Genomic DNA, 23192 nt, shown 5'->3' on the forward strand with positions numbered 1-23192 from the left:
CGCATCGGCCGTGTGCGGCAACGACATCACCCACTTTCAAGGCCGCTACTGGCCAAGGCGGAACCCGATGACAGCGACACTCCTCAGCCTCGACGACGGCATCACCCGTCTGAGCCTGGCCCCCGAGCTGGGCGGCAGTATCGCCAACTGGTCGGTCACGACCACTGGTCAGGCACTGTTGCGCCCCAGCGACCAGCGGGCGCTCGACGCCGCCACGCCACGGCGGCTGGCCTGCTACCCGCTGGTGCCCTGGTCCAATCGCATCGCCGACGGTGGCTTTGCCGGCCCCGATGGCTGGTTCGATCTGACCGCCAACAGCCCCAGCGACCCCTTGCCGATCCACGGCAGCGCCTGGCAACAGCCCTGGCAGGTGAGCGCACAGAGCGCGACTGAAATCGTCCTGCAACTGGACAGCCAACTGCCCTTTGCCTATCGCGCGGTGCAGCGCTTTCGCCTGCACGGCGGGCGGCTCGACATTGAGCTAAAGGTCACCCATCTGGACGAACGCGCCGCCTGGCATGGTCTGGGCTGGCACCCCTACTTCCCGCGCACCGCACACACCCGCCTGCGCGCCGCGGCACAACAAGTCTGGCAGTGTGACCAGAGTCGCCTGTCCACGGAACTCGCTACCCTGCCAGCCGCCTGGAACTTCGAGCAGGCTCGCCACTTACCCATGCAGCAGGTCGATAACGCCTTTGCCGGCTGGAATGGTAAATTCCAGATCATTCAGGAAGATGCCGGTTACCAACTCGACTGTTGCAGCGATAGCCCGTATTACTTGCTCTATTGTCCAACCGAGCAAAGCCCAACCAAACAGAACTTCTTCTGTTTCGAGCCGGTCAGCCATCCGGTCAACGCCCATCACCTGCCTGGCCGCCCTGGCCTGCGTTTACTGCGCCACGGACAATCCACCAGCCTGAACTTCGGCTTGCAGTACCGGCCACTGGGCCACAGTTGAATGCCTGCCTGAGGCACTATCGAGTGTTGAGTTGAACATAACGGTCTTATTCAGTGTCAGACAAAACTCATAGTGGCCGCCCGTCTAGCCAAGGCGATCCAACCCCTCTCTAGACTTTTAAACGGCGTTGACCATAATTGTATTCAGCTGTATGCAACGGCACAGTTGAAAGCCTTCGCTTAATTATTCCAAGCTTTTGTTTTCAACGAATATTACTCCTCAAAATGATGCATTGAGGAGTGTTCGATAGCTGTATCAGCCATTGCCACAGCCAATAAATCGATGACCGTAGCAGTAAGGCCAATGCCTTACGTTGTCATCGCACTACTCTTCATAACCATGGGTAATCACGTGACGAAAGACGAACTGCGCGCCGAGCTCGAGCGCCAGGCGCAGCGTTACATGGATGTACAAGGCGGAGAAATCATTACTTACGCCGCTCAACCGGATCCCGAGCGCAAGCCCTGGCGCAAGAAGGCCAACCTTCTTGACCAAGCATTTGAAAAAGAAATCGAGAAGATCGAGAAAGACCTGCAAGCCAAACCCGACGAGCACAGCGGCTGACCGATCCTGCAGAACGGCTCTGCAGGCGTAACGGTCGATAATCGAGGCTTGTGGCGTTATCGCCCCTTGCCGCCCAGCAACGAGCCCAGCAGACCGCGCACCAACTGCCGACCAAGCTGGTTGGCTGCTTGGCGTACGGCGCTTTTCATCACCTGACCGGCCAGGCCGCCCAGCATGTCGCCGATGCCGCCTGCGGGACTCGCTTTGGTTTGCTGCTGCGCCGCCGCCTCGGCACTGGCTTGTGCGGCACGGGCGCTGAGCAGTTCGTAGGCCGACTCGCGGTCGACCGGTTTGTCGTAGCGCCCGGCCAGCGGCGACTGGCGAATCAGTGCGGCCCGCTCGCTCTCGCTCAACGGGCCGATGCGCGACTGTGGCGGCGCAATGGCCACGCGCTGGACCATCGCCGGCGTCCCCTTCTCCTCCAGGGTGCCGACCAGGGCCTCGCCGATACCCAGTTCGGTCAGGGTTGCCAGGGTATCGATCGAGGGATTGGGGCGAAAACCGTCGGCCACTGCGCGCAGGGATTTCTGCTCCCGGGTGGTGAAGGCGCGCAGGCCGTGCTGAATGCGCAGACCAAGCTGGGCCAGCACGTCATCGGGCAGGTCACTGGGCGATTGGGTGACGAAGTAGACGCCGACGCCTTTCGAACGAATCAACCGCACCACCTGTTCCAGGCGCTCCTGCAGGGCTTTCGGGGTGTCGGCGAACAGCAGGTGCGCCTCATCGAAGAACAGCGCCAGCAACGGTTTGTCGGCATCGCCGCGCTCCGGCAACTGCTCGAACAACTCGGCCAGCAGCCACAGCAGGAAGGTCGCGTAGACCTTCGGCGCCTCATGCACCAGACGGCTGGCATCGAGCAGATGAATGCGCCCGCGACCGTCGCGATCCGGCTGCAGAATGTCCTCCAGCTGCAGCGCAGGCTCGCCGAACAGGGCTTCGGCGCCCTGTTGCTCGAGGCTCGACAGGCGACGCAGCAGGGCCTGGGCAGAAGTAGTGGTGAACAGTGCACTGTCCTCGCCGAGCACCGCCGGATTGCTCTTCAGGTAGGCCAGCAGGGCTTTCAGATCCTTCAGGTCGAGCAGCAGCAAGCCTTCGCGATCCGCCACCTTGAACGCCGCATAGAGGGCGGCCTGCTGACTGTCGGTCAACTCCAGCAAGGCCCCGAGTAACAGCGGCCCCATCTCGCTGAGGGTGGTCCGTAGCGGATGACCGCTCTGGCCGTGGATATCCCATAGCGTAACCGGGTAGGCCGTCGGCCGGTGCTCGAGCCAGGGCATGCTGGCGATGCGCTCGGCCACCTTGCCTTGCGGCGCCCCGACGGCGCCGAGTCCGCACAGATCGCCCTTCACATCCGCGGCGAACACCGCCACACCGGCATCACTGAACTCTTCCACCAGGCGCTGCAGAGTCACCGTCTTGCCGGTGCCGGTCGCCCCGGCCACCAGGCCATGACGATTGGCCAGGCGCAACAACTGGCCGACGGGTTGACCGCCGAGGTCGGCGCCAAGAACCAACTGGTTTGCTGCAGGCATTTATATGTCTCCTGAGTTAAAGCTTTGCTCGCACCATGCCGACATAATTGCTGACGCCGATTTACCGGCGCTACCAGTGCCGCGCACCAGCCCAAGACTGGTTCCAGACATTACCGGACGCAAGAAGTCATGAATAATAATTTGAAATTCAGTCACAAGATTCTCCTGGCCGCCTCGCTGGTGGTGATCGCCGCCTTCTCCTTGTTCACCCTGTACAACGACTACCTGCAACGCAATGCGATCCGTGCAAACCTGGAAAACTACCTGCAGGAAATGGGCGACGTCACCGCCAGCAATATCCAGAACTGGCTGTCGGGACGCATCCTGCTGGTGGAAAGCGCCGCCCAGTCGATTGCCAGAAACAGCGACCCGGAGCAGGTCGTCAGCCTGCTGGAACAGAAAGCCCTGACCTCGACCTTCGCCTTCAGCTACCTGGGCAGCGCAGACGGCGCCTTCACCATGCGCCCGGACGAGAAGATGCCGGACGACTATGACCCGCGCGTACGGCCCTGGTACAAGGACGCCATGGCTGCCGGCGCCACCACCCTCACCGAACCCTACGTGGATGCGGCTACCGGCGCGCTGATCATCACCATCGCCACCCCGGCCAAACCCGCGGGCGTAGTGGGCGGCGACCTGAGCCTGAAGACCCTGGTCGACATCATCAACTCGCTGGACTTCGACGGCATCGGCTATGCCTTTCTGGTCAGCGCCGATGGAAAAATCCTGGTGCACCCGGATCAAAGCCTGGTGATGAAAAGCCTTGGCGACGTCTTCCCCGAAAACACCCCGCGCATTGGCAGCGAGCTCAGCGAGGCCGATGCCAACGGCCAGACCCGCATCCTCACTTTCGCCCCGGTCAAGGGTCTGCCCTCGGTCAACTGGTACATCGGCCTGTCCATCGACAAGGCCAAGGCCTATGCAGCACTGCGTGACTTCCGTGCCTCGGCCTTGGTCGCCACGCTGATCGCGGTGGTGCTGATCATCCTCCTGCTGAGCATGCTGATCAGCCTGCTGCTACAACCGCTGACCTTGATGAGCAAAACCATGCAAGACATCGCCCAGGGCGACGGCGATCTGACCCAACGCCTGGCGATCCAGTCCAATGACGAATTCGGCGCTTTGGGCAAAGCCTTCAACCAGTTCGTCGAACGGATTCACGGCTCGATCCGCGAAGTGTCTTCGGCCACCCACCTGGTCAACGAAGTAGCCAAGCTGGTGGTCAACGCCTCCAATTCCTCAATGATCAACTCCGACGAACAGGCCAGCCGCACCAATAGCGTGGCCGCCGCGATCAACCAACTGGGCGCCGCCGCCCAGGAAATCGCGCGCAACGCCGCGGACGCCTCGACCCAGGCCTCCGATGCCCGGGAACAGGCCGAGGATGGCCGCCAGGTGGTGGAAAAAACCATCCATGCGATGAACGACCTGTCCAGCAAGATCCGCACCTCCTGCGGCCACATTGAAACCCTGAACGGCAAGACGGTGAACATCGGCCAGATTCTCGAGGTGATCAAGAGCATCTCCCAGCAAACCAACCTGCTCGCGCTCAACGCCGCCATCGAAGCGGCCCGGGCCGGTGAAGCGGGTCGCGGGTTTGCCGTGGTCGCCGACGAGGTACGCAACCTGGCACACCGCACCCAGGAGTCGGCACAGGAAATCGAGAAGATGATCGAGGAACTGCAGGTCGGCTCGCGCGAGTCGGTCACCACCATGACCGAGAGTCAGCGCTACAGCGAAGAAAGCGTGCAGATTGCCAACCAGGCCGGCGAGCGCCTGAGCAGCGTGACCCTGCGCATCGGCGAGATCGACGGCATGAACCAGTCGGTGGCCACCGCCACCGAAGAGCAGACCTCGGTGATCGAGTCGCTGAACATGGACATCACCGAGATCAACACCCTCAACCAGGATGGCGTGGAAAACCTGCAGGCCACCTTACGGGCTTGCGGCGACCTGGAACAACAGGCTTCGCGCCTGAAACTACTGGTCGACAGTTTCCGCATCTGAAACCTGCGGCAGTAACAGGGCGCCTATTCGGCGCCCTGTTTATTTCAGCTGTTTTGTACTGGGGTCTGTTGCCGGCTGCTCACCAGTTTCCTGCTGCAATTGCCGCCAGAGTTCGGCGGCATCGGCAAATTCGCTGCCACTCTCCGGGCTCAGGGTATCCAGGTCATAGCGCCTGACACAGCCTTCGCCCTGGGTCGCCGGCGGCGTCGAAGCGGCACGATCGCGGGGGTCCTGCATGCTGTGGTCCTCGGCTGGGGGCAAATGCTAGGTTCTTCACGGAATTTAGGGGCAGTGCCGATTGACACCGGACTCGCCCGTGAGGGGCAAAACCAGAACCCTGGATCGACACGCTAATGAACCTGCTCCAGAAGCAGAGAGCGCTGTGATCCGAAACACAAACTTGCCAGCCTGGTGTCTAGCCCACTTTCCCCACAAAAATGCGAAGAACCAAATGTTCTCCGCCGCGCCTCTTTATCAACGCGACCTGACCAACGTGAGCAACGCGCAGGCGGCCTGCAGGTCATGCTAGCAGGACAGCCTGCGGCTTCCGGCAGGCCAAGCGTTCGGCATGTCGGGCTTGAACCGGCCAAGCCCGTCAGCTTCCCTGGCGCCCTTATTGCGAAAGGACTTTACCCTGTTCATGCTGGGCAAACTCCTTGACCGCACGCAGCACATCGCTGCGACTGATCTGGCCGATCAGGCGCCCGCCCTCCACCACCGGAAGGCGCCCCAGACGTCCCCGCAAAAAGCGTTCCGACACCTCGATCACGTCGGTCTCCGGCGATATGGTTTCGATCTCGGTATTCATATACGAGCTGACCACACCGCCAATCGCCTCGTAATAGGCCCCGGACAGAATACCGCGCAGGCAATCGCCCTCGGATAGCAGGCCGATCAGGTGCCCTTGGGAGTCGACCACAGGGGCGCCGGAAATCCGATGTTCCAACAGCCGATTGATGGCGGTGAACAGATCGGTGTCGGAGCGAAAGGTCACCAAGTGGCGAGTCATGTAATCGCGAACCTTGATTGATTTGAGCATCAGCGGACTCCTTAAGCCTGCACTTGAATAATGTACGACCAGGCCATCAATCGAACACTACCGTCTTGTTATCGTGAACCAATACGCGATCCTCCAAGTGATAGCGTAGCCCACGGGAGAGCACCATTTTTTCCACATCTTTACCCAGACGCACCATTTCCTCGATGCTGTCGCGATGACTGACGCGCACTACGTCCTGATCGATGATCGGGCCGGCATCCAACTCCTCGGTAACATAATGCGAGGTCGCGCCGATCAGCTTGACCCCGCGCAAGGACGCCTGGTGATAAGGCTTGGCACCGACGAACGACGGCAGGAAACTGTGGTGGATGTTGATCACGCGCTGGGCGAAGTCGCGACACAGTTGCGCAGGCAGAATCTGCATATAACGCGCCAGCACTATGACGTCGGTGGCATGCGCGTTGACCAGCCGCTCTACTTCATCGAAGGCCACCTGCTTGTTCTGTGGCTCGACCGGCACATGGAAATAAGGAATGCCGTGCCATTCGACCATGCTGCGCAAATCGTCATGGTTGGAAATCACACATGCAATTTCGCAGTCCAATTCATCACTGCGCCAACGGTGCAGCAAGTCCACCAGGCAATGCGACTCGCGACTGGCCATCAACACCACGCGTTTTTTCTCTGCCGAATCAGTGACCCGCCATTCCATGGAAAACTCACGGGCAATGGGCGCAAAGGCTTGATGAAACCCCGGCAAATCGAACGGCAAGGAATCGGCACGAATCTCATGGCGCATGAAGAACCAACCGCTGTGATTGTCCGAGTGATGACTCGCCTCGGTGATCCAGCCGTTGTAGGTAGCCAGAAAGTTACTGACCTTGGCCACGATACCAACGCGGTCCGGACAGGCGATGACCAGCCGAAAAGTACGCATGGAACACTCCAGAGAAATCGCAAAGTCGGCCATTCTAGCCACAGCGCGAGAAAACTGCAGTATTCCTGACATCCGGCCCGGCCAAGCCACGCCATCCAACCGCCCCCCGATTCGGCGGCGATGGCTATACGACTTTGTTGGAAACAGTGGCCTTGCGAGCACCTCCAGGCACAATTGACAAACACCGCCAGACTGACTCATGGAGTTATTGCGCCAGCAAATTTAAAACTTTGTTTGATAAACCGTGGCAAATTCTTGCAAAGCGGTTTACTTGTCAAAAGTGCCTGACTATTATTACTAACACTTCGCCATCACCTCATCTACAGATTAAGGTAAGTCACATGTCGCTGATCAACGAATACCGCGCCACCGAAGAAGCCATCAAAGAGCTGCAAGAGCGCCTGAAAAACCTGTCGCAAGACGACAAGCTTAAAAAAGAACTCGAATTCGAAGGCAAATTGCGCACCCTGATGGGCGAATACCAGAAGTCCCTGCGTGACATCATTGCCATGCTCGATCCGGACGCCAAAGTCAGCAAGACACCGCGCGCTGGCACCAAGACCACCGGGACCAAGCGGGCTCGCAAAGTTAAGCAATACAAGAACCCGAACACCGGCGAAGTGATCGAAACCAAAGGCGGCAACCACAAGACCCTGAAAGAGTGGAAAGCCAAGTGGGGCGGCGATGTTGTTGAAAGCTGGGCAACCCTGCTGGACTAAGCTCTACGCTTGAGTCAGCGAGTTCAGCGCATAAAAAAAAACGCCAGCTTTGCTGGCGTTTTTTTATGTTCCGTAACCGTTATGCCTTGATGGCGAAACGCCGGATGGCCAAGACGCTCATTTAAAGGGCATAGCGCAGGCGCACCTGCTGAGCATAGTCACGCCATTCAGTCAGTACCGCCTGTTGCCTGGGCGTTGACTGACTGAATATTTCGCCGACTGCCGCCTCGAAATTTGCCAAGGTATTAGGTGCGCCGCACTCGGGCCGAGTTAACCGCTGCTGACAAAATATCATCCAGCGCTGCTGCTCTGCTGCGTCCAGGCTCGAGGAAAAGTTGCGCGCACGGTAACGAAATAATAACTCAGGCAAGCGTGCGTCATCGAACGGCCAGACACCTTGAGCCAACTGCAAGGGTTCGGCGCTACGCACTTGCTCGCACAAACGCCGGTCGCGGTCACCGATAAAACCATCATATAGCTGTTGCTCTGGGTCCTCGCTGGGCGCAAAACCTTCTTCGCCATATATCAGGGCGAGTTTGTCCCGCCATTGCGCTTGAGTGGCCACCAGTCGATCGGCCTGCAACAAGGGATCGCTCATGTCCAACTGCAAACGCTGAATATCTTCGCCCCGCAGTACATTCAACGGCGCCACCACCGGACAACGGTTGATGTGCAACAGCTTCAAGGGTACCGGCAACTCGCCCTCGCCCAGTTGCTCGCGCCGGGTATACAGGCGGCGGCGCAGGGACTCGCCATCTTCATCAAGCAATGGTGCCGGATCGGCATGCAAGTCGCAGACAATAAGCGCATTGCGATTACGCGGATGCCAGGCCAGCGGCAATACCAGTGCCAGGTAATGCCGCGCCCCGGCGAAACGCCCGGAAACATGCACCAACGGTTGTAACAAACGAACCTGATCGAGCACCCGCTGTTTACTGCGCAATTGGTAGAGATAGTTGTACAGCTTCGGCTGTTTACTGCGAATCAGGCGCGCCAGCGCAATGGTCGCACGCACATCGGCCAGCGCGTCATGGGCCTGGCCGTGCTCGATGCCGTTGGCCGCGGTCAGGCGCTCCAGCTTGAGGCTGACGCGGCCCTCTTCTTCCGGCCAGACGATGCCATCAGGACGCAGGGCATAGGCCGCACGCACCAGGTCGATCAGGTCCCAGCGGCTGTTACCGCCTTGCCACTCGCGGGCATAGGGGTCGAAAAAATTGCGGTACAGGCTGTAGCGGGTGATTTCATCGTCGAAACGCAGGCTGTTGTACCCCACGCTGCAAGTACCCGGCTGGATCATTTCGGCATGCACACGGGCCATGAACTCGGCCTCGCCCAAGCCTTTGTCTGCCAACTGGCTGGGCGTGATGCCCGTGACCAGGCAGGCAGCCGGATGCGGCAGGATGTCGTCGCTGGGCTGACAGTAGATATTCAGCGGTTCGCCGATTTCATTGAGGTCTTCGTCGGTACGAATCCCCGCGACTTGCAGCGGCCGGTCGCGGCGCGGATCGATACCGGTGGTTTCGTAGTCGTACCAGAACAGGCTGGAGGTCACGGCGGCTTCCTATAGGCAGTGGGCGGCTCCAGTCTAGCAGCCTGTAGGACTTGACCGTCCGTAGCGAGGGGAAGTCCGAGGTGAGGCAGGCACGGATTGCCCCCTCAAACACAGTTTGCATGCACAGCGGTTGCTTCGCCGCCAGCCGCTGGCTAGCATCAGGGTTTATCCAGCGCAGACCGCCGATGCCGCCTTCCGCCACCTCGCCATCTCCGCGCTCGCCTCGACCGCCCGTTCAGCCGCCAGCTGCGCTGCTGGACACCCGCTATCGGGTGGAAACCCCGGAAGGCATCGATCTGCTCCTGCGCCCGGCGGGCCTGGTGCCGCGCGCCCTGGCCTTCACCATCGATCTGCTGATTCGCGGCCTGCTGTTGCTGGCGATGTACGTCCTCCTCGGTCTGCTCGGCAAGTTCGGCATGGGCCTGGCGACCATCCTGCTGTTCCTGGTGACCTGGTGGTACATGGTGCTGTTCGAGGTATTCAACCAGGGCCGCTCACCCGGCAAGCAGATTCTCGGCCTGCGCGTGGTGCACGATGACGGCACCCCGGTCGGCTGGGCCGCCTCGCTGACCCGCAACCTGCTGCGCTTCGTCGATATCCTGCCGTTCGGCTACACCCTGGGCATTCTCAGCTGCCTCAATCACCCGGCGTTCAAGCGCCTCGGCGATATCGCCGCCGGCACCCTGGTGGTCTACCGCGACACCCTGCCCGCGCGGCCGAGCCTGCCGCAGGCCGAACCGCTGCCTGCGCCCTTCGCCCTCGATCTGCTCGAGCAGCGCGCCCTGTTCGGCTTTGCCGAGCGTGGCGCCAGCCTGTCCAGTGAGCGCCGCGCCGAGCTGGCGGCGATTCTCGCCGAGCCGCTGCAAGTCCCGGCCGAGCAGGCGGAACAGCGGATCAACGGCATCGCCCGCGGCCTGCTGGGGCCGACATGAAACAGAGCCTGTTCGAAAACCGCCACCAGGCCGACTGGCAAGCCTTCGCCGGACAACTCGACGCGCTCGAACGCGGCAAGGCCGACAGCCAGCAATGCAAGGGCTTCGCCGCCGCTTACCGGCGCCTGTGCCAGCAACTGGCCCTGGCCCAGGCCCGCGGTTACAGCAACCACCTGATCGAGCAGTTGCAGCAACTGGCACTGCGCGGCCACCAGCAGTTCTATCGGCATCGCAGCCCGCTGGGCGCGCAGTTGCTCGGTTTCCTGCTGGCCGGCTTCCCCCGCCTGGTGCGCGCCGAATGGCGCTGCGTGCTGGTCGCCAGCCTGGTGTTTTTCGGCAGCCTGCTGGTCATGGGCGCGCTGGTCTATCTGTTCCCCGAACTGATTTACAGCCTGGTCGATGCCGACCAGGTGGCGAGCATGGAGCAGATGTACGACCCCGATGCCCGGCGCCTCGGGCGCTTCGGCGAACGCCACTCGGGCGACGACTGGCTGATGTTCGGCTTCTACATCATGAACAACATCGGCATCGCCTTTCAGACCTTCGCCAGCGGCCTGCTAGTGGGCCTGGGCAGCCTGTTCTTCCTGCTGTTCAACGGCCTGATGATCGGCGCCGTGGCCGGGCACCTGACCCAGATAGGCTACGGCGAGACCTTCTGGTCGTTCGTCATCGGCCACGGCGCCTTCGAATTGACCGCCATCGCCCTGGCTGGCGGCGCCGGCCTCAAACTCGGCTGGGCACTGCTCGCGCCCGGTCGCCGGTCGCGCGGCGACGCCCTGCGCCTGGCCGCCGGGTGCAGCGTGCGTCTGGTTGGCGGAGTCATCGTGCTGCTGTTGCTGGCGGCATTCGTCGAAGCCTACTGGTCGTCGATGACCTTCGCCGAGCCGACCGTCAAATATGCAGTCGGCGCCACACTCTGGCTGCTGGTGCTGGGCTATCTGCTGCTGGCCGGACGAGGTGCCCATGCGCCTGACTGACGCCAGCGTAGCGATCCGCCCGCGCAGCCCCTGGGAAGCGCTGGATCTCGGCGTGCTCCTGGCCCGCCAGCACGCCGGCCTGCTGATGGCCAGCTGGGCCGTGGTTACCCTGCCACTGTTCGCCCTGCTCTGCCTGTTGCTGTGGGACTACCCGGGCTGGGCGATATTCGCCTTCTGGTGGTTGAAGCCGGCCTATGAACGTCTGCCGCTGCATATCCTCGCCCGCGCCCTGTTCGGCGACACACCCAGCCTCAGGCAAGCCATCAAAGCCCTGCCCGGCCTGCTCAGACCGCAACTGCTGGCCAGCCTGACCTGGCGCCGCCTCAGCCCCACACGCAGCTTCGACCTGCCGGTGCTGCAACTGGAAGGCCTATCAGGCCAGGCGCGCAGCCAGCGCCTGGTGGTCCTGAGTCAACGTGAAGCGGGCGCCGCGAGCTGGTTGACGGTGGTCGGCATGCACCTGGAGATAGCCCTGTGGCTGGGTCTGGCCAGCCTGTTCTACCTGTTGCTGCCGACGCAGATCGAGCTGAACTGGAACTGGCAGAGCCTGGTCAATGCGGCAGCTGGCGAATGGCTGTGGCTGGAACATCTGTCCAATCTGCTCTACGTGCTGGTGCTGATCGTCTGGGAACCGGTCTACGTCGCCTGCGGCTTTACCCTCTACCTGAATCGGCGCACCGCCCTGGAGGGCTGGGATATCGAACTGGTGTTCCGCCAACTGCGCCAACGCCTGACCGGCGTGGCCTACGCCTTGCTGCTCGGTTGCGGCCTGTTACTGCTGCAGGCACCGACAGCCGTCATGGCCGCCGAGATCGGCGGCCGCTCGCTGCCGGTGGAGGATGCCATTGGTCCCGAGGCCGCGCGGTTGCTCAAACAACCACTGAGCAGCCAGGCGGCTCAGCACAGCATCGAACAACTGCTGGATCAACCGCCCTTTGAACACCGCGAAACTGTTACCCGCTGGCGCTTCGGTGAACAAGAACAAGCCGCAGAGCTGAGTGAAGAGCAACTCACGGGCCTGCTGGAACTGATCGAGAAACTCTTCAAGCTGGCCGAGTTCTGGAACAGCATCGAGGGCGTTGCGCTGTTTTTCGAGGCGCTGCTCTGGGCGGCCATGCTCGGACTGGTGGCCCTGCTGATCTGGCGCTATCGACAATGGCTTGGCGCCTTCGCCGGCCGCCTGGGCCTGCCGCAGCGCGCCACAACGCCGCCCGGCAGCCAGCTGTTCGGCCTGGAAGTGGCACCACAAAGCCTGCCCGCGGATGTCGCCGGCGCAGCCGAGCAGCTCTGGGCCGAACAACCGCGTGCGGCCCTCGGCCTGCTCTATCGCGCCTTGCTCAGCCGCCTGCTACACGACTATCGACTGCCCCTGAACAGCGCCCACACCGAGAGCGAAGTGCTGAACCTGGTCCAGGGTCTGGAGCAAAGCGAACTGAGCAGCTTCAGCCAGGCCCTGACCCTGCACTGGCAGAACCTCGCCTACGGCCATCGCCTGCCACCGGATGATCTGCGCCAGGCCCTGTGCCAAGGCTGGCGGCGCCTGTTCGACGGCGGCGCGCACCCATGAGCAGACGTCGCCAGTTACTCCTCGGCGCCGCGTTTGTGCTTGGCCTTGGCCTGCTCGGCCTCTACCTGCTGAGCCGCGCCCAGCCCTATGCAGAAATTGTCGAGCACGGCCCGGCACCCGAGGTACAGGCCAACCCGTACCTGGCCGCCGAACACTTTCTGCGCCGGCAGGGCCTGCAGGTGCAGCGCGCCACTGACCTGCAGGTACTGCCGACCCTGCCCGGCGCCGGGCAGACCCTGTTGCTGCTCGGCGATCGCCAGCGCATGAGTCCGCGGCAAAGCGAACGCCTGCTGGCCTGGGCGGCTGCGGGCGGGCACCTGGTGTTCGTCGCCGAACGCCTGTGGAATGAAGATGAGGGCAAGAGTGGCGACCTGCTGCTCGACAGCCTGGGCATTCAGCAGTACCGCAGCGACGATCTCGACGAGCCAGACGGCGAGACCGAGGAACCCGCACGGCAAGACGACGACGGGGCCGTAGCCAGCGCCTACCCCGAACTGACCCGGCTCTACCTGGAAAATGAAGAAGCCCCGGCCTACTTCGGCTTCGATACCGATTTTCACCTCTACGATGCCGACAATCGCGCCCATGCCTGGGCCAACAGCGCTGCGGCGACCCACCTGATGCAGCTCTATCATGGCGACGGCCTGGTCAGCGTGCTGAGCGACAGCTGGATCTGGCAGAACGAGACCATCGCCGATTACGACAATGCCTGGCTGCTCTGGTACCTCGGTCAGGACAGCGCCGTGACCCTGCTCTACCATGCCGATCGTGACGGCCTGTTCAGCCTGCTGTTGCGCTACTTCCCTCATGCCCTGCTGGCCCTGGCCCTGCTGCTCGGCCTCGGCCTGTGGCGCGCTGGCATGCGTCAGGGGCCGCTGCAAGCACCGGCCGGCCCCAATCGCCGGCAATTGCAGGAGCACCTGCGCGGCAGCGCCGACTTCCTCCTCAGGCGCAGCGGCCAGCACAGTCTGCTACAAGGCCTGCAACAGGATATTCAGCGTCGCGCGCAACACCGTCACCCCGGTTTCGAACGCCTCGGCGTGGCCGAACAATGGCAGCTGCTGGCACGCCTGACCCGCCTGCCCAGCCGCGCCATCAGCCAAGCCATGCGGCCGCTGCCCAGGCAGCGCCTGTCTGCCGTCGACTTCACCCGTCAGGTCGCCCACCTGCAAACACTCAGGAATTCCCTATGAGCGAATACACGCCCGAACCGCTGAGCCCACCCGCCGCAGCCGTGCCTCAGACGCCGAGCAACCCGACGTCGCAGCGCCAGCGCGCCAGCCAACTAGCCCAGGCCCTGCGCCAGGAACTGCACAAGGCGTTGATCGGCCAGAACGCGGTGGTCGACGATGTGCTCACCGCCCTGATCGCCGGCGGCCACGTGCTGATCGAGGGGGTTCCCGGGCTCGGCAAGACCCTGCTGGTGCGCGCTCTGGCACGCTGCTTCGGTGGCGAGTTCGCACGCATCCAGTTCACCCCCGACCTGATGCCCAGCGACGTCACCGGCCACGCCGTGTACGACTTGCAAAGCGAGCAGTTCAAGCTGCGCAAGGGCCCGGTATTCACCAACCTGCTGCTGGCCGACGAGATCAACCGCGCCCCGGCCAAGACCCAGGCGGCGCTGCTGGAGGTCATGCAGGAGCGCCAGGTCACCCTCGAAGGACGCGCCCTGGCGGTACCGTTGCCGTTCATGGTGCTGGCCACGCAGAACCCGATCGAGCAGGAGGGCACCTATCCACTGCCCGAAGCCGAGCTGGACCGTTTCATGCTCAAGCTGCGCATGGACTACCCCGAGCAGGCCGAGGAGCTGCGCATGGTGCGCCAGGTCACCCGCTCGGCCCGCGCCGACATGCTCGACGTCAGCCCCTTGCGCGCCCTGCTGCAAGCCAAGGACCTGCTGGCCCTGCAGAAGATCGCCAGCGATCTGCCGCTCGACGAACAGGTGCTCGACTATGCCGTGCGCCTGGCACGCGCCACCCGCACCTGGCCGGGACTGATTCTCGGCGCCGGGCCACGGGCCTCGATCGCCCTGATCCGCGGCGGCCGCGCCCGCGCCCTGCTGCGCGGCGGCGACTTCGTCCTGCCGGACGACATCAAGGGCTGCGCCCTGGCCGTGCTGCGCCACCGCGTGCGCCTGGCGCCGGAGCTGGATATCGAAGGCCTGTCGGTCGATCAGGTGCTCCAGCAGTTGCTCGATCAGGTCCCGGCGCCGCGGTTATGAACCTGTCGATCCAGGGGGCTGGCGCATGAAGCCCTCGCGCGCCCTGCTGATCCTGCTCGGCGTCCTGCTCGGCCTGGCCATTGCGCTCGGCGCCTTGCAGGCCCTGGCGGTGAGCGTGCCACGCAGCCTCCACGCGCTCTGGTGGGGAGCGCTGCTGGCGCTGCTCGGCGCGGCCCTGGTCGATGCCCTGCGCCTGCGCCGCCGGCCGTCGCCACGGATCGACCGCCAGCTGCCCGGCAACCTGCCGCTGGGGCGCTGGAGCGAGGTGCGCCTGTGCCTGCACCACGCCTATGCCCAGCCCCTGGCACTGGAGGTGTTCGACCACGTAGCCGCCGGCATGGCGTTCGAGCATCTGCCGCAATGCATCGAACTGCACCCGGGCGAGCAGACCCTATTCACCTACCGGGTACGGCCGCTGGTGCGCGGACACTTCCACTTCGCTCAATGTGAAATCAGCCTACCCAGCCCGCTGCGTCTGTGGCGCGCGCGCCGCTACCTGGCCTTGCCCGGGGAAACCCGGGTCTACCCGGACTTCGCCCGTCTGTATGGCGCGCAGCTGATGGCGGTAGACGACTGGCTCAGCCAGCTTGGCGTGCGCCAGCGCCCGCGCCGCGGCCTGGGCCTGGAGTTTCATCAGCTGCGCGAATTCCGCGATGGCGACAGCCTGCGCCAGATCGACTGGAAGGCCACCGCACGCAAGCGCACGCCGATTGCCCGGGAGTACCAGGACGAGCGCGACCAGCAGATCATCTTCCTGCTCGACTGCGGCCGGCGCATGCGCAGCCAGGATGGCGAACTGGCGCACTTCGACCACGCCCTCAATGCCTGCCTGCTGCTCAGCTATGTGGCCCTGCGCCAGGGCGATGCGGTGGGTCTGGCGACCTTTGCCGGGGAGCAGCCGCGCTTCCTCGCACCGGTCAAAGGGCCGGCGCAGCTCAATGTGCTGCTGAACGCCGTGTACGACCTGCGCAGCACCCTGCAACCGGCCGACTTCGCCGCCGCGGCCGACAGCCTGCTCGCCCACCAACATCGTCGCGCCCTGGTGGTGCTGGTGAGCAATCTGCGTGACGAGGATGATGAGGAGTTATTGAGCGCGGTCAAACGCATCGGCCGCCAGCACCGCGTGCTGATCGCCAGCCTGCGCGAAGAGGTCCTCGACAGCCTGCGCCACACGCCGGTCGAGGATTTTGCCACGGCCTTGAGCTACTGCGGCACGATCGATTACCTCAACGACCGCGCCGGTCTGCACGAGCGCCTGGCCGCGCATAACGTGCCGGTGCTCGACGCCCGGCCCAGCGAACTGGGCCCGCAACTGGTCAGCCGCTACCTGGCCTGGAAGAAGGCCGGGGTGTTGTAATGCCGCAGGATGCAGGCCCGGAGGTCGGGCCACAAAACCCCGCGCGCCATAACCCCCATTGCGGTGTCAAACCTGGCGCCACTCCGGGTTACGTGGCGGCCGAAGACGGCGACGTCCGCAGCTCAGTGGCAGGCGCCGCTAACCCGGCCTACGGGACGGCGTGATTCGATCAGCCGCGGGCGGCCTTGATCACCTCGATATAGGGTTCGGCAAAGCGCTGATCCTGGATCAGGGCGATGAAGTCGCGACCCTGGGCATCCTTGGCGTCGAGGTCGTAACCGGCCTCGACGAAGAAGCCGACGAAACGCGCGAAATCGTCGATGCGCAGGCCGCGGTAGGCCTTGATCAGCTTGTGCAGCGACGGCGGCGTGGCGTCAGCCGGCTCCACGGCGAGGAACAGTTTGATCGGCTCGTCACCGATCTCTTCGCCAATCACCTGTTTCTTGTCTTTACGCATCGTTCACTCCAACTCGGCAGGCCACACGGGGCCGGCAGTGTACCTCTGCAGGAGGCCGCTGCTCAACGCGCAAGCCGCGTGGACAATGGCGATGGCGGCCTGGACATGCCAGACAGCCGGACGTTGTAGCACGCGGCGCGGCTACGCCAACAGCCGACTTAGGTCGGCAGCCTGGCCGCGCGCCAGGCTCTATACTCCGCGCAGCCATGCCGGAGGCCCCATGTCGTTTTCCTTACCGCCGCTGTTCGCCGCCTGGCGCCAGAGTCTGCGGGCTGGCTATGGCTGGAAAAGCCTGCGCGGCGACCTGAGCGCCGGCGTCACCGTCGGCATCATCGCCATTCCGCTGGCCATGGCCCTGGCGATTGCGGTGGGCGTGGCGCCGCAGCACGGTCTCTATACGGTGCTGATCGCCGCACCACTGATCGCCCTGTGCGGCGGTTCGCGCTTCAACGTCTCCGGCCCCACCGCGGCCTTCGTGGTGATCCTGCTGCCGATCACCCAGCAATTCGGCCTCGGCGGCCTGCTGCTGTGCACCCTGATGTCCGGGCTGATCCTGATCGCCCTGGGCCTGCTGCGCGCCGGCCGCCTGATCGAGTTCATCCCCTATCCGGTAACCCTGGGCTTCACCGCGGGCATCGGCATCGTCATCGCCACCCTGCAGTTCAAGGACCTGTTCGGCTTGAGCCCGCTCGGTCAGCCGAACAACTACGTGGAACAGCTGAGCCTGCTGCTGCAGGCACTGCCCGACCTGCAACTCGCCGACACCCTGGTGGGCCTGGTCTGCCTGGCCGTGCTGATACTCTGGCCGCGCTGGGTACCGAAGATCCCCGGGCACCTGGCCGCCCTGGCCATCGGTGCCCTGCTCGGGCTGTTGCTGGAACACTACGGCCTGCCGCTGGCGACCCTCGGCGAGCGCTTCAGCTACAACCTGGACGGCGTCGAGCACCCGGGCATCCCGCCGTTCCTGCCGAGTTTCGCCTGGCCCTGGCAACTGCCCGGGGCGGACGGTCAGCCGCTGCCGATTTCCTTCGAACTGATCCGCCAATTGCTCGCGCCGGCCTTCGCCATCGCCATGCTTGGCGCCATCGAATCGCTGCTCTGCGCGGTGGTCTCCGACGGCATGACCGGCAGCAAGCACGACCCCAATGGCGAGTTGCTCGGCCAGGGCATCGGCAACCTGGTGGCGCCGCTGTTCGGCGGCATCACCGCCACCGCGGCCATCGCCCGCAGCGCCGCCAATGTGCGCGCCGGGGCCTTTTCACCGCTGGCGGCGATCATCCATGCCGGCGTGGTGCTGATCGCCATCCTGTTCCTCGCACCGCTGTTCAGCTACCTGCCGATGGCCGCCATGGCCGCCCTGCTGCTGATGGTCGCCTGGAACATGAGCGAGGCGCGTCACGTGCAGCACACCCTGCGCATCGCCCCGCGCAGCGATGTGCTGGTGCTGCTGACCTGCCTGGTGCTGACGGTACTGTTCGACATGGTGCTGGCGGTCGGCGTCGGCCTGCTGCTGGCCGCCGGGTTGTTCATCAAGCGCATGAGCGACCTGACCGACACCGCCGCCTTGCCCAGGCACTTCCACGAGGCGTTGAGCGACCTGCCCGAGCACGTCCTGGCCTATGCCATTCGCGGTCCGCTGTTCTTCGGTGCGGCGGAAAAGGCCCTGAGCGTACTGCGCCGCTTCACCCCCGGGGTGAAGGTGGTGATCGTCGAGATCAGTGCCGTGCCATTGCTCGACATGACCGCCCTGGCGGCGCTGGACAATGTACTGCGCGACTACCGCGCGCAAGGCGTGGGCCTGGTGCTCAGCGGGCCGACGCCGCAGGTGCGCCTGCAACTGCGCCGCGCCGGCATCCAGCGGGTCGAGGGCCAACTGGCCTATGTGCGCGACCTCGATCAGGCGCGGGCGAAGGCGCTGCGCTGGCTGCAGCCTGCGGAAGAATCGCGCGAGGTGGTGACCACCCCGTAACGCGCAGTTCGCTTAGCGCCTCTCTACATGCCCTTGACCGCATAGACCCCGGCGGCATTGCGCCAGTAGCCCTTGTAATCCATGCCGTAGCCGAAGATGTAGCGATCGATGCAAGGCAGGCCAACATAATCGGCCTTCAGGTCCGGCCGCGCCTTGCGCTGGTGATCCTTGTCGATCAGCACCGCGGTATGTACGGCGCTGGCACCGGCGTGGCGACAGAAGTCGATGATCGCGCCCAGGGTGTGCCCTTCGTCGAGGATGTCGTCGACGATCAGCACGTCGCGGTCGATAAAGGAAATTTCCGGCTTGGCCTTCCAGAACAGCTCGCCGCCGCTGGTTTCGTTGCGATAGCGGGTAGCGTGCAGGTAGGACAACTCCAGGGGAAAGTTGAGTTTTGGCAGCAACTTGCCGGAAAAGATCAGGCCACCGTTCATCACACAGAACACCACCGGGTTACGCTCGGCCAACTCGCCGTTGATCGCTGCTGCGACCCGGTCGATGGCCGCTTCCACTTCGGCTTCCGTGTACAGGCAATCGGCATCCAGCATGACTTGGCGGATGTGCGCGAGATCGACGGGCATGGTCTTTCCTCTATGGGTGAACGAACGCTGAACAAGCACGAAAGCTGATCGACACGTCAAAATAAAAGCCGGCAAGGTACCCACCTGCCCGCGGCTGAGCAAGCCCTTGCGGACAAATAGTCTACAACTGCGTGGAATCGCCAATATTAAACGCGAATCTCCAGCAAGGCTCGCTTGCCAGCCCACCACATGACAAAGCCAATGCTTTAATCTAGGCCAGTTTTCTACCCGTCCTGCCGGAGACCCCGCCATGCCCGTCCTCGAGATCCGCCACCCGCTGATCCGCCACAAACTCGGCCTGATGCGTCGCGCCGATATCAGCACGAAGAACTTCCGCGAACTGGCCCAGGAAGTCGGCGCCCTGCTGACCTACGAAGCGACCAAGGATCTGCCCCTGGAGAACTGCGAGATCCAGGGCTGGGCCGGCACCGTGCAGGTGGAAAAAATCTCCGGCAAGAAGATCACCGTGGTGCCGATCCTGCGCGCCGGCATCGGCATGCTCGACGGCGTGCTCAGCCTGATCCCCGGGGCCAAGGTCAGCGCCGTGGGCGTGGCGCGCAACGAGCAGACCCTGCAGGCGCACACCTACCTGGAAAAACTGGTGCCGGAAATCGACGAGCGCCTGGCGATGATCATCGACCCGATGCTCGCCACCGGCGGTTCCATGGTCGCCACCATCGACCTGCTGAAGAAGGCTGGCTGCAAGGAAATCCGCGCCATGGTGCTGGTCGCTGCGCCTGAAGGGATCAAGGCGGTGGCCGATGCCCACCCCGACGTGATGATCTTCACCGCCTCGATCGACGAACGCCTGAACGAGCACGGCTACATCATTCCCGGCCTGGGCGACGCCGGCGACAAGATCTTCGGCACCAAGCAGAAGGACGCCTGAGCATGCAGGACCACATGCAGGACGCTCTCTGGCGCCAGGCCCTGGCCGGCTCGCAGATGCTCTTCGTGGCCTTCGGCGCCCTGGTGTTGATGCCGCTGATCACCGGCATGGATCCCAACGTGGCACTGTTCACCGCCGGTCTCGGCACCCTGATCTTCCAGTTGGTGACCAAGAACCAGGTACCGGTGTTTCTCGCTTCGAGCTTCGCCTTTATCGCGCCGATTCTCGCCGCCAAAGCCGATTTCGGCCTGCCGGCCACCCTCGGCGGCCTGGTTGCCGCCGGCGTCGCCTACATGTTGCTGGCCGGCGCGGTGAAGCTCAAGGGCACCGGTTTTATCGACCGCCTGCTGCCGCCGGTGGTGATCGGTCCGGTGATCATGGCCATCGGCCTGGGCCTGGCCCCGGTGGCGGCCAATATGGCGATGGGCAAGGCCGGTGACGCCAGCGCACAACTGGTGCCCTATGACATCGCCCTGATGATTTCCCTGCCGGCGCTGCTCACCACCCTGATCGTCGCCGTGGTCGGCCGCGGGATCTTCCGCCTGATCCCGATTCTCTGCGGCATTGCCGTGGGCTATACGCTGGCCTGGCTGTTTGGCGTGGTCGATTTCGCCGCGGTGACCGCCGCGCCCTGGCTGGCGCTGCCGAATTTCGTCGCCCCGGAACTGCACTGGGGGGCGATCCTGTTCATCCTGCCGGTGGCCATAGCGCCGGCCATCGAGCATATCGGCGACGTGCTGGCGATCGGCACCGTGACCGGCAAGAACTACCTGAAAGAGCCCGGCCTGCACCGCACCCTGCTCGGCGACGGCCTGGCCACCTCGGCCGCCGGCCTGCTCGGCGGCCCGCCCAACACCACCTACTCGGAAGTCACCGGTGCGGTGATGCTGACCAAGAACTTCAACCCCAAGGTAATGCTCTGGGCGGCGGTGATCGCCATGATCCTGGCCTTCATCGGCAAATTCGGCGCCGTGCTGCAGAGCATTCCGGTGCCGGTGATGGGCGGCATTCTCTGCCTGCTGTTCGGCTCCATCGCGGTGGTCGGCCTGAATACCCTGATCCGCCATCAGGTCGATCTGTCCGAGGCGCGCAATCTGGTAATAGTCGCGGTGACCCTGGTGTTTGGCATCGGCGGCATGGTCATTGGTGCCGGCGACATCAGCCTCAAGGGCATCTCGCTGTGCGGCATCATCGCCATCGCGCTCAACCTGTTGCTGCCGGGCGGCAAGGGCTGGCGCAGCAAGGCACTGAGCGAAGAGCAGGCCTCGTAGGCTGGGCCGGCTTTGTAGCCGGACCAACGGCGCAACGCGGTGCGATCCGGGGACGATCCCGGATTGCACCGGGGCTACGCGAGCACACAGGCATCAAGCTCGCACGCGACAGCGGCGGCCCAGTTGCAAAATCCGCGGATAAAGACCATGCGCGCCCACAACAGCGCGACCCCGATGCAACCCAGACCATAGCCAAAAGAAAACCCGGGGCCGCCAGAGGCGACACCGGGTTGCAGGGAGCCGCGCTGAGCGTTACAACGGCTTGCCGCGGTTGCCGTGCTGACTGACGAAAGCCTGAACGGTCTTCAGGTCATTGGCCAATACCGTACAGCGTTCTTTACGCTCGAACAGATCAGCCAGGTGCGGCGGCAACGCCGGGGCCTGGCCAACACCGGCCTTCTCCACTGCCTCGGGGAACTTCACCGGGTGTGCAGTCCCCAGGATGACCATGGGCGTGGCCAGGCTGCGCCGGCACTCACGGGCAGCACGCACGCCGATGGCGGTGTGCGGATCGAGCAGCTCGCCGCACTCGGCGAACACTTCGGCAATGGTTTCGCAGGTCGCCTGGTCGTCGACCGCCAGCGAATCGAACAACTTGCGCGCCTCGGTCCAGCGGTCTTCTTCCACGCTGAAACCGCCACCCTGCTTGAAGCTGTCCATCAGGCCGGCGACAGCCGCGCCGTTGCGCCCATGCAGGTCGAACAGCAGGCGCTCGAAGTTGGACGAGACCATGATGTCCATGGACGGTGACAGGGTCGGGTGCAGATCGCCCTTGTCGTAGCGATTGCCGCTCATGAAGCGATGGAGGATGTCGTTGCGATTGGTCGCGACTATCAGCTGGCTGATCGGCAGGCCCATGTTGCGCGCCAGGTAGCCGGCGAAGATGTCGCCGAAGTTGCCGGTCGGCACCGAGAACGCGATGGAGCGCGCCGGGCCGCCAAGCTGCAGGGCCGCATGGAAGTAGTAGACGATCTGGGCCATGATCCGCGCCCAGTTGATCGAGTTGACCGCCACCAGCCGCGTACCCTTGAGGAAACTCTGGTCGGCGAAACTGTCCTTGACCATCTCCTGGCAGTCGTCGAAGTTGCCTTCGACGGCAATGTTGTGGATGTTCTCGCCGAGAATGGTGGTCATCTGCCGGCGCTGCACCTCGGACACCCGGTTGTGCGGATGGAGGATGAAGATGTCGACGTTGTCGCAAGCCTTGCAGCCTTCGATGGCGGCCGAACCTGTGTCACCCGAGGTGGCCCCCATGATCACCACGCGCTCGTTGCGCTTGGCCAGCACATGGTCGAGCAAACGACCGAGCAACTGCAGGGCAAAATCCTTGAACGCCAGGGTCGGGCCGTGGAACAGTTCGAGCACCCACTCGTTGCCGTTCAACTGACGCAACGGCGCCACCGCACTGTGGGCGAACACCGCGTAGGTCTCTTCGAGAATCTTCTTGAAATCGGCATCCGCAATGCTGCCGCTAACGAACGGGCGCATCACCCGAAAGGCTAGCTCGTGGTAGGGCAAGCCGGCCCAGGAGGCGATTTCTTCCTGGGTAAAGCGTGGCAGGTTTTCCGGCACGTAGAGACCGCCATCACTGGCCAGGCCAGCCAGCAGGACGTCTTCGAAATTCAGGGCCGGTGCCTGGCCGCGGGTACTGATATAGCGCATGGTTGGCAAACCTTCGGTTTGAGCTGCAAGCTTCAAGCGG

General features: G+C 63.6%; 21 protein-coding genes and 1 pseudogene. 14 read left to right on the forward strand and 8 right to left on the reverse strand.

The window, feature by feature from the left end; translation table 11 throughout:
• Window positions 1–67: 67 nt before the first annotated feature.
• A complete protein-coding gene (locus R3355_RS02165; RefSeq protein WP_318959866.1) occupies window positions 68–958 on the forward strand; it encodes an aldose 1-epimerase in 891 nt (296 codons plus the stop codon).
• Window positions 959–1309: 351 nt separating this feature from the next.
• Window positions 1310–1522, forward strand: coding sequence for a hypothetical protein (locus tag R3355_RS02170; RefSeq protein ID WP_238042327.1), 213 nt, complete (start codon window positions 1310–1312; stop codon window positions 1520–1522).
• A gap of 56 nt (window positions 1523–1578) precedes the next feature.
• On the opposite strand, the gene R3355_RS02175 is transcribed toward R3355_RS02170, so the two are convergent.
• A complete protein-coding gene (locus R3355_RS02175; RefSeq protein WP_318959867.1) occupies window positions 1579–3054 on the reverse strand; it encodes a helicase HerA-like domain-containing protein in 1476 nt (491 codons plus the stop codon).
• A gap of 129 nt (window positions 3055–3183) precedes the next feature.
• Here R3355_RS02175 and R3355_RS24265 point away from each other — a divergent pair.
• Window positions 3184–4203: pseudogene (locus R3355_RS24265) on the forward strand (cache domain-containing protein); the annotation flags it as partial.
• A gap of 93 nt (window positions 4204–4296) precedes the next feature.
• Complete coding sequence (locus tag R3355_RS24270; protein ID WP_413243476.1) at window positions 4297–5061, forward strand: methyl-accepting chemotaxis protein; 765 nt, start codon at window positions 4297–4299, stop codon at window positions 5059–5061.
• A 39-nt stretch (window positions 5062–5100) separates the two neighbouring features.
• On the opposite strand, the gene R3355_RS02185 is transcribed toward R3355_RS24270, so the two are convergent.
• From R3355_RS02185 to purU, 3 genes are all read right to left on the reverse strand, one after another.
• Window positions 5101–5298, reverse strand: a complete 198-nt coding sequence (locus tag R3355_RS02185; protein ID WP_318959869.1) for a hypothetical protein — start codon at window positions 5296–5298, stop codon at window positions 5101–5103.
• 376 nt (window positions 5299–5674) lie between these two features.
• Window positions 5675–6100, reverse strand: a complete 426-nt coding sequence (locus R3355_RS02190; protein ID WP_318948255.1) for a CBS domain-containing protein — start codon at window positions 6098–6100, stop codon at window positions 5675–5677.
• 46 nt (window positions 6101–6146) lie between these two features.
• Complete coding sequence (gene purU, locus R3355_RS02195) at window positions 6147–6998, reverse strand: formyltetrahydrofolate deformylase (protein ID WP_318948257.1); 852 nt, start codon at window positions 6996–6998, stop codon at window positions 6147–6149.
• A gap of 341 nt (window positions 6999–7339) precedes the next feature.
• Between purU and mvaT the strand changes: the two genes are divergently transcribed.
• Window positions 7340–7717, forward strand: a complete 378-nt coding sequence (gene mvaT / locus R3355_RS02200) for a histone-like nucleoid-structuring protein MvaT (RefSeq protein WP_318948259.1) — start codon at window positions 7340–7342, stop codon at window positions 7715–7717.
• A 121-nt stretch (window positions 7718–7838) separates the two neighbouring features.
• Here the strand turns inward: mvaT and sbcB are convergent, their stop codons facing one another.
• Window positions 7839–9269, reverse strand: coding sequence for an exodeoxyribonuclease I (gene sbcB / locus R3355_RS02205; protein WP_318959870.1), 1431 nt, complete (start codon window positions 9267–9269; stop codon window positions 7839–7841).
• Window positions 9270–9454: 185 nt separating this feature from the next.
• On the opposite strand from sbcB, the gene R3355_RS02210 reads away from it, so the two are divergent.
• The 6 genes from R3355_RS02210 to R3355_RS02235 are packed head-to-tail and all read left to right on the forward strand — an operon-like array spanning window position 9455 to window position 16323.
• Window positions 9455–10201 (forward strand): RDD family protein, encoded by a 747-nt coding sequence (locus R3355_RS02210; RefSeq protein WP_318959871.1) that lies wholly within the window; start codon window positions 9455–9457, stop codon window positions 10199–10201.
• Complete coding sequence (locus tag R3355_RS02215; RefSeq protein WP_318959872.1) at window positions 10198–11178, forward strand: stage II sporulation protein M; 981 nt, start codon at window positions 10198–10200, stop codon at window positions 11176–11178. Before R3355_RS02210 ends, R3355_RS02215 begins: the two co-directional genes overlap by 4 nt.
• Window positions 11165–12745 (forward strand): DUF4129 domain-containing protein, encoded by a 1581-nt coding sequence (locus R3355_RS02220; RefSeq protein ID WP_318959873.1) that lies wholly within the window; start codon window positions 11165–11167, stop codon window positions 12743–12745. Before R3355_RS02215 ends, R3355_RS02220 begins: the two co-directional genes overlap by 14 nt.
• Complete coding sequence (locus R3355_RS02225; protein WP_318959874.1) at window positions 12742–13938, forward strand: DUF4350 domain-containing protein; 1197 nt, start codon at window positions 12742–12744, stop codon at window positions 13936–13938. The genes R3355_RS02220 and R3355_RS02225 overlap by 4 nt, the downstream gene beginning before the upstream one ends.
• Window positions 13935–14966, forward strand: a complete 1032-nt coding sequence (locus tag R3355_RS02230; RefSeq protein WP_318959875.1) for a MoxR family ATPase — start codon at window positions 13935–13937, stop codon at window positions 14964–14966. The genes R3355_RS02225 and R3355_RS02230 overlap by 4 nt, the downstream gene beginning before the upstream one ends.
• A gap of 25 nt (window positions 14967–14991) precedes the next feature.
• On the forward strand, window positions 14992–16323 hold the full coding sequence (locus R3355_RS02235) for a DUF58 domain-containing protein (RefSeq protein WP_318959876.1): 1332 nt from the start codon (window positions 14992–14994) through the stop codon (window positions 16321–16323).
• Window positions 16324–16492: 169 nt separating this feature from the next.
• Here R3355_RS02235 and R3355_RS02240 read toward each other — a convergent pair whose 3' ends face one another.
• Window positions 16493–16780 (reverse strand): PA4642 family protein, encoded by a 288-nt coding sequence (locus R3355_RS02240; RefSeq protein WP_318959877.1) that lies wholly within the window; start codon window positions 16778–16780, stop codon window positions 16493–16495.
• A gap of 220 nt (window positions 16781–17000) precedes the next feature.
• Here R3355_RS02240 and dauA point away from each other — a divergent pair, with 220 nt between their 5' ends.
• On the forward strand, window positions 17001–18749 hold the full coding sequence (gene dauA / locus R3355_RS02245) for a C4-dicarboxylic acid transporter DauA (protein ID WP_318959878.1): 1749 nt from the start codon (window positions 17001–17003) through the stop codon (window positions 18747–18749).
• A 23-nt stretch (window positions 18750–18772) separates the two neighbouring features.
• Here dauA and R3355_RS02250 read toward each other — a convergent pair whose 3' ends face one another.
• A complete protein-coding gene (locus R3355_RS02250) occupies window positions 18773–19330 on the reverse strand; it encodes a hypoxanthine-guanine phosphoribosyltransferase (RefSeq protein WP_318949362.1) in 558 nt (185 codons plus the stop codon).
• Window positions 19331–19580: 250 nt separating this feature from the next.
• Between R3355_RS02250 and upp the strand changes: the two genes are divergently transcribed.
• Complete coding sequence (gene upp / locus R3355_RS02255) at window positions 19581–20219, forward strand: uracil phosphoribosyltransferase (RefSeq protein WP_318949361.1); 639 nt, start codon at window positions 19581–19583, stop codon at window positions 20217–20219.
• 2 nt (window positions 20220–20221) lie between these two features.
• Window positions 20222–21490, forward strand: coding sequence for a uracil-xanthine permease family protein (locus R3355_RS02260; RefSeq protein ID WP_318949360.1), 1269 nt, complete (start codon window positions 20222–20224; stop codon window positions 21488–21490).
• A gap of 252 nt (window positions 21491–21742) precedes the next feature.
• On the opposite strand, the gene thrC is transcribed toward R3355_RS02260, so the two are convergent.
• Window positions 21743–23152 carry a threonine synthase gene (gene thrC, locus R3355_RS02265; RefSeq protein WP_318959879.1) on the reverse strand — a complete coding sequence of 470 codons (1410 nt, stop codon included), beginning with the start codon at window positions 23150–23152 and terminating at the stop codon, window positions 21743–21745.
• Between the last annotated feature and the right edge of the window lie 40 nt (window positions 23153–23192).

It is taken from the genome of Pseudomonas sp., assembly GCF_033723075.1.
Taxonomy (GTDB): domain Bacteria; phylum Pseudomonadota; class Gammaproteobacteria; order Pseudomonadales; family Pseudomonadaceae; genus Aquipseudomonas.

Excerpts from the sequence above, each read along its gene's own strand:
- R3355_RS02165 (WP_318959866.1), top strand. The coding sequence starts at position 68 with ATGACAGCGACACTCCTCAGCCTCGACGACGGCATCACCCGTCTGAGC.
- R3355_RS02175 (WP_318959867.1), bottom strand. The coding sequence starts at position 3,054 with ATGCCTGCAGCAAACCAGTTGGTTCTTGGCGCCGACCTCGGCGGTCAA.
- R3355_RS24270 (WP_413243476.1), top strand. The coding sequence starts at position 4,297 with ATGATCAACTCCGACGAACAGGCCAGCCGCACCAATAGCGTGGCCGCC.
- R3355_RS02185 (WP_318959869.1), bottom strand. The coding sequence starts at position 5,298 with ATGCAGGACCCCCGCGATCGTGCCGCTTCGACGCCGCCGGCGACCCAG.
- R3355_RS02190 (WP_318948255.1), bottom strand. The coding sequence starts at position 6,100 with ATGCTCAAATCAATCAAGGTTCGCGATTACATGACTCGCCACTTGGTG.
- purU (WP_318948257.1), bottom strand. The coding sequence starts at position 6,998 with ATGCGTACTTTTCGGCTGGTCATCGCCTGTCCGGACCGCGTTGGTATC.
- mvaT (WP_318948259.1), top strand. The coding sequence starts at position 7,340 with ATGTCGCTGATCAACGAATACCGCGCCACCGAAGAAGCCATCAAAGAG.
- R3355_RS02210 (WP_318959871.1), top strand. The coding sequence starts at position 9,455 with ATGCCGCCTTCCGCCACCTCGCCATCTCCGCGCTCGCCTCGACCGCCC.
- R3355_RS02215 (WP_318959872.1), top strand. The coding sequence starts at position 10,198 with ATGAAACAGAGCCTGTTCGAAAACCGCCACCAGGCCGACTGGCAAGCC.
- R3355_RS02220 (WP_318959873.1), top strand. The coding sequence starts at position 11,165 with ATGCGCCTGACTGACGCCAGCGTAGCGATCCGCCCGCGCAGCCCCTGG.
- R3355_RS02225 (WP_318959874.1), top strand. The coding sequence starts at position 12,742 with ATGAGCAGACGTCGCCAGTTACTCCTCGGCGCCGCGTTTGTGCTTGGC.
- R3355_RS02230 (WP_318959875.1), top strand. The coding sequence starts at position 13,935 with ATGAGCGAATACACGCCCGAACCGCTGAGCCCACCCGCCGCAGCCGTG.
- R3355_RS02235 (WP_318959876.1), top strand. The coding sequence starts at position 14,992 with ATGAAGCCCTCGCGCGCCCTGCTGATCCTGCTCGGCGTCCTGCTCGGC.
- R3355_RS02240 (WP_318959877.1), bottom strand. The coding sequence starts at position 16,780 with ATGCGTAAAGACAAGAAACAGGTGATTGGCGAAGAGATCGGTGACGAG.
- dauA (WP_318959878.1), top strand. The coding sequence starts at position 17,001 with ATGTCGTTTTCCTTACCGCCGCTGTTCGCCGCCTGGCGCCAGAGTCTG.
- R3355_RS02250 (WP_318949362.1), bottom strand. The coding sequence starts at position 19,330 with ATGCCCGTCGATCTCGCGCACATCCGCCAAGTCATGCTGGATGCCGAT.
- upp (WP_318949361.1), top strand. The coding sequence starts at position 19,581 with ATGCCCGTCCTCGAGATCCGCCACCCGCTGATCCGCCACAAACTCGGC.
- R3355_RS02260 (WP_318949360.1), top strand. The coding sequence starts at position 20,222 with ATGCAGGACCACATGCAGGACGCTCTCTGGCGCCAGGCCCTGGCCGGC.
- thrC (WP_318959879.1), bottom strand. The coding sequence starts at position 23,152 with ATGCGCTATATCAGTACCCGCGGCCAGGCACCGGCCCTGAATTTCGAA.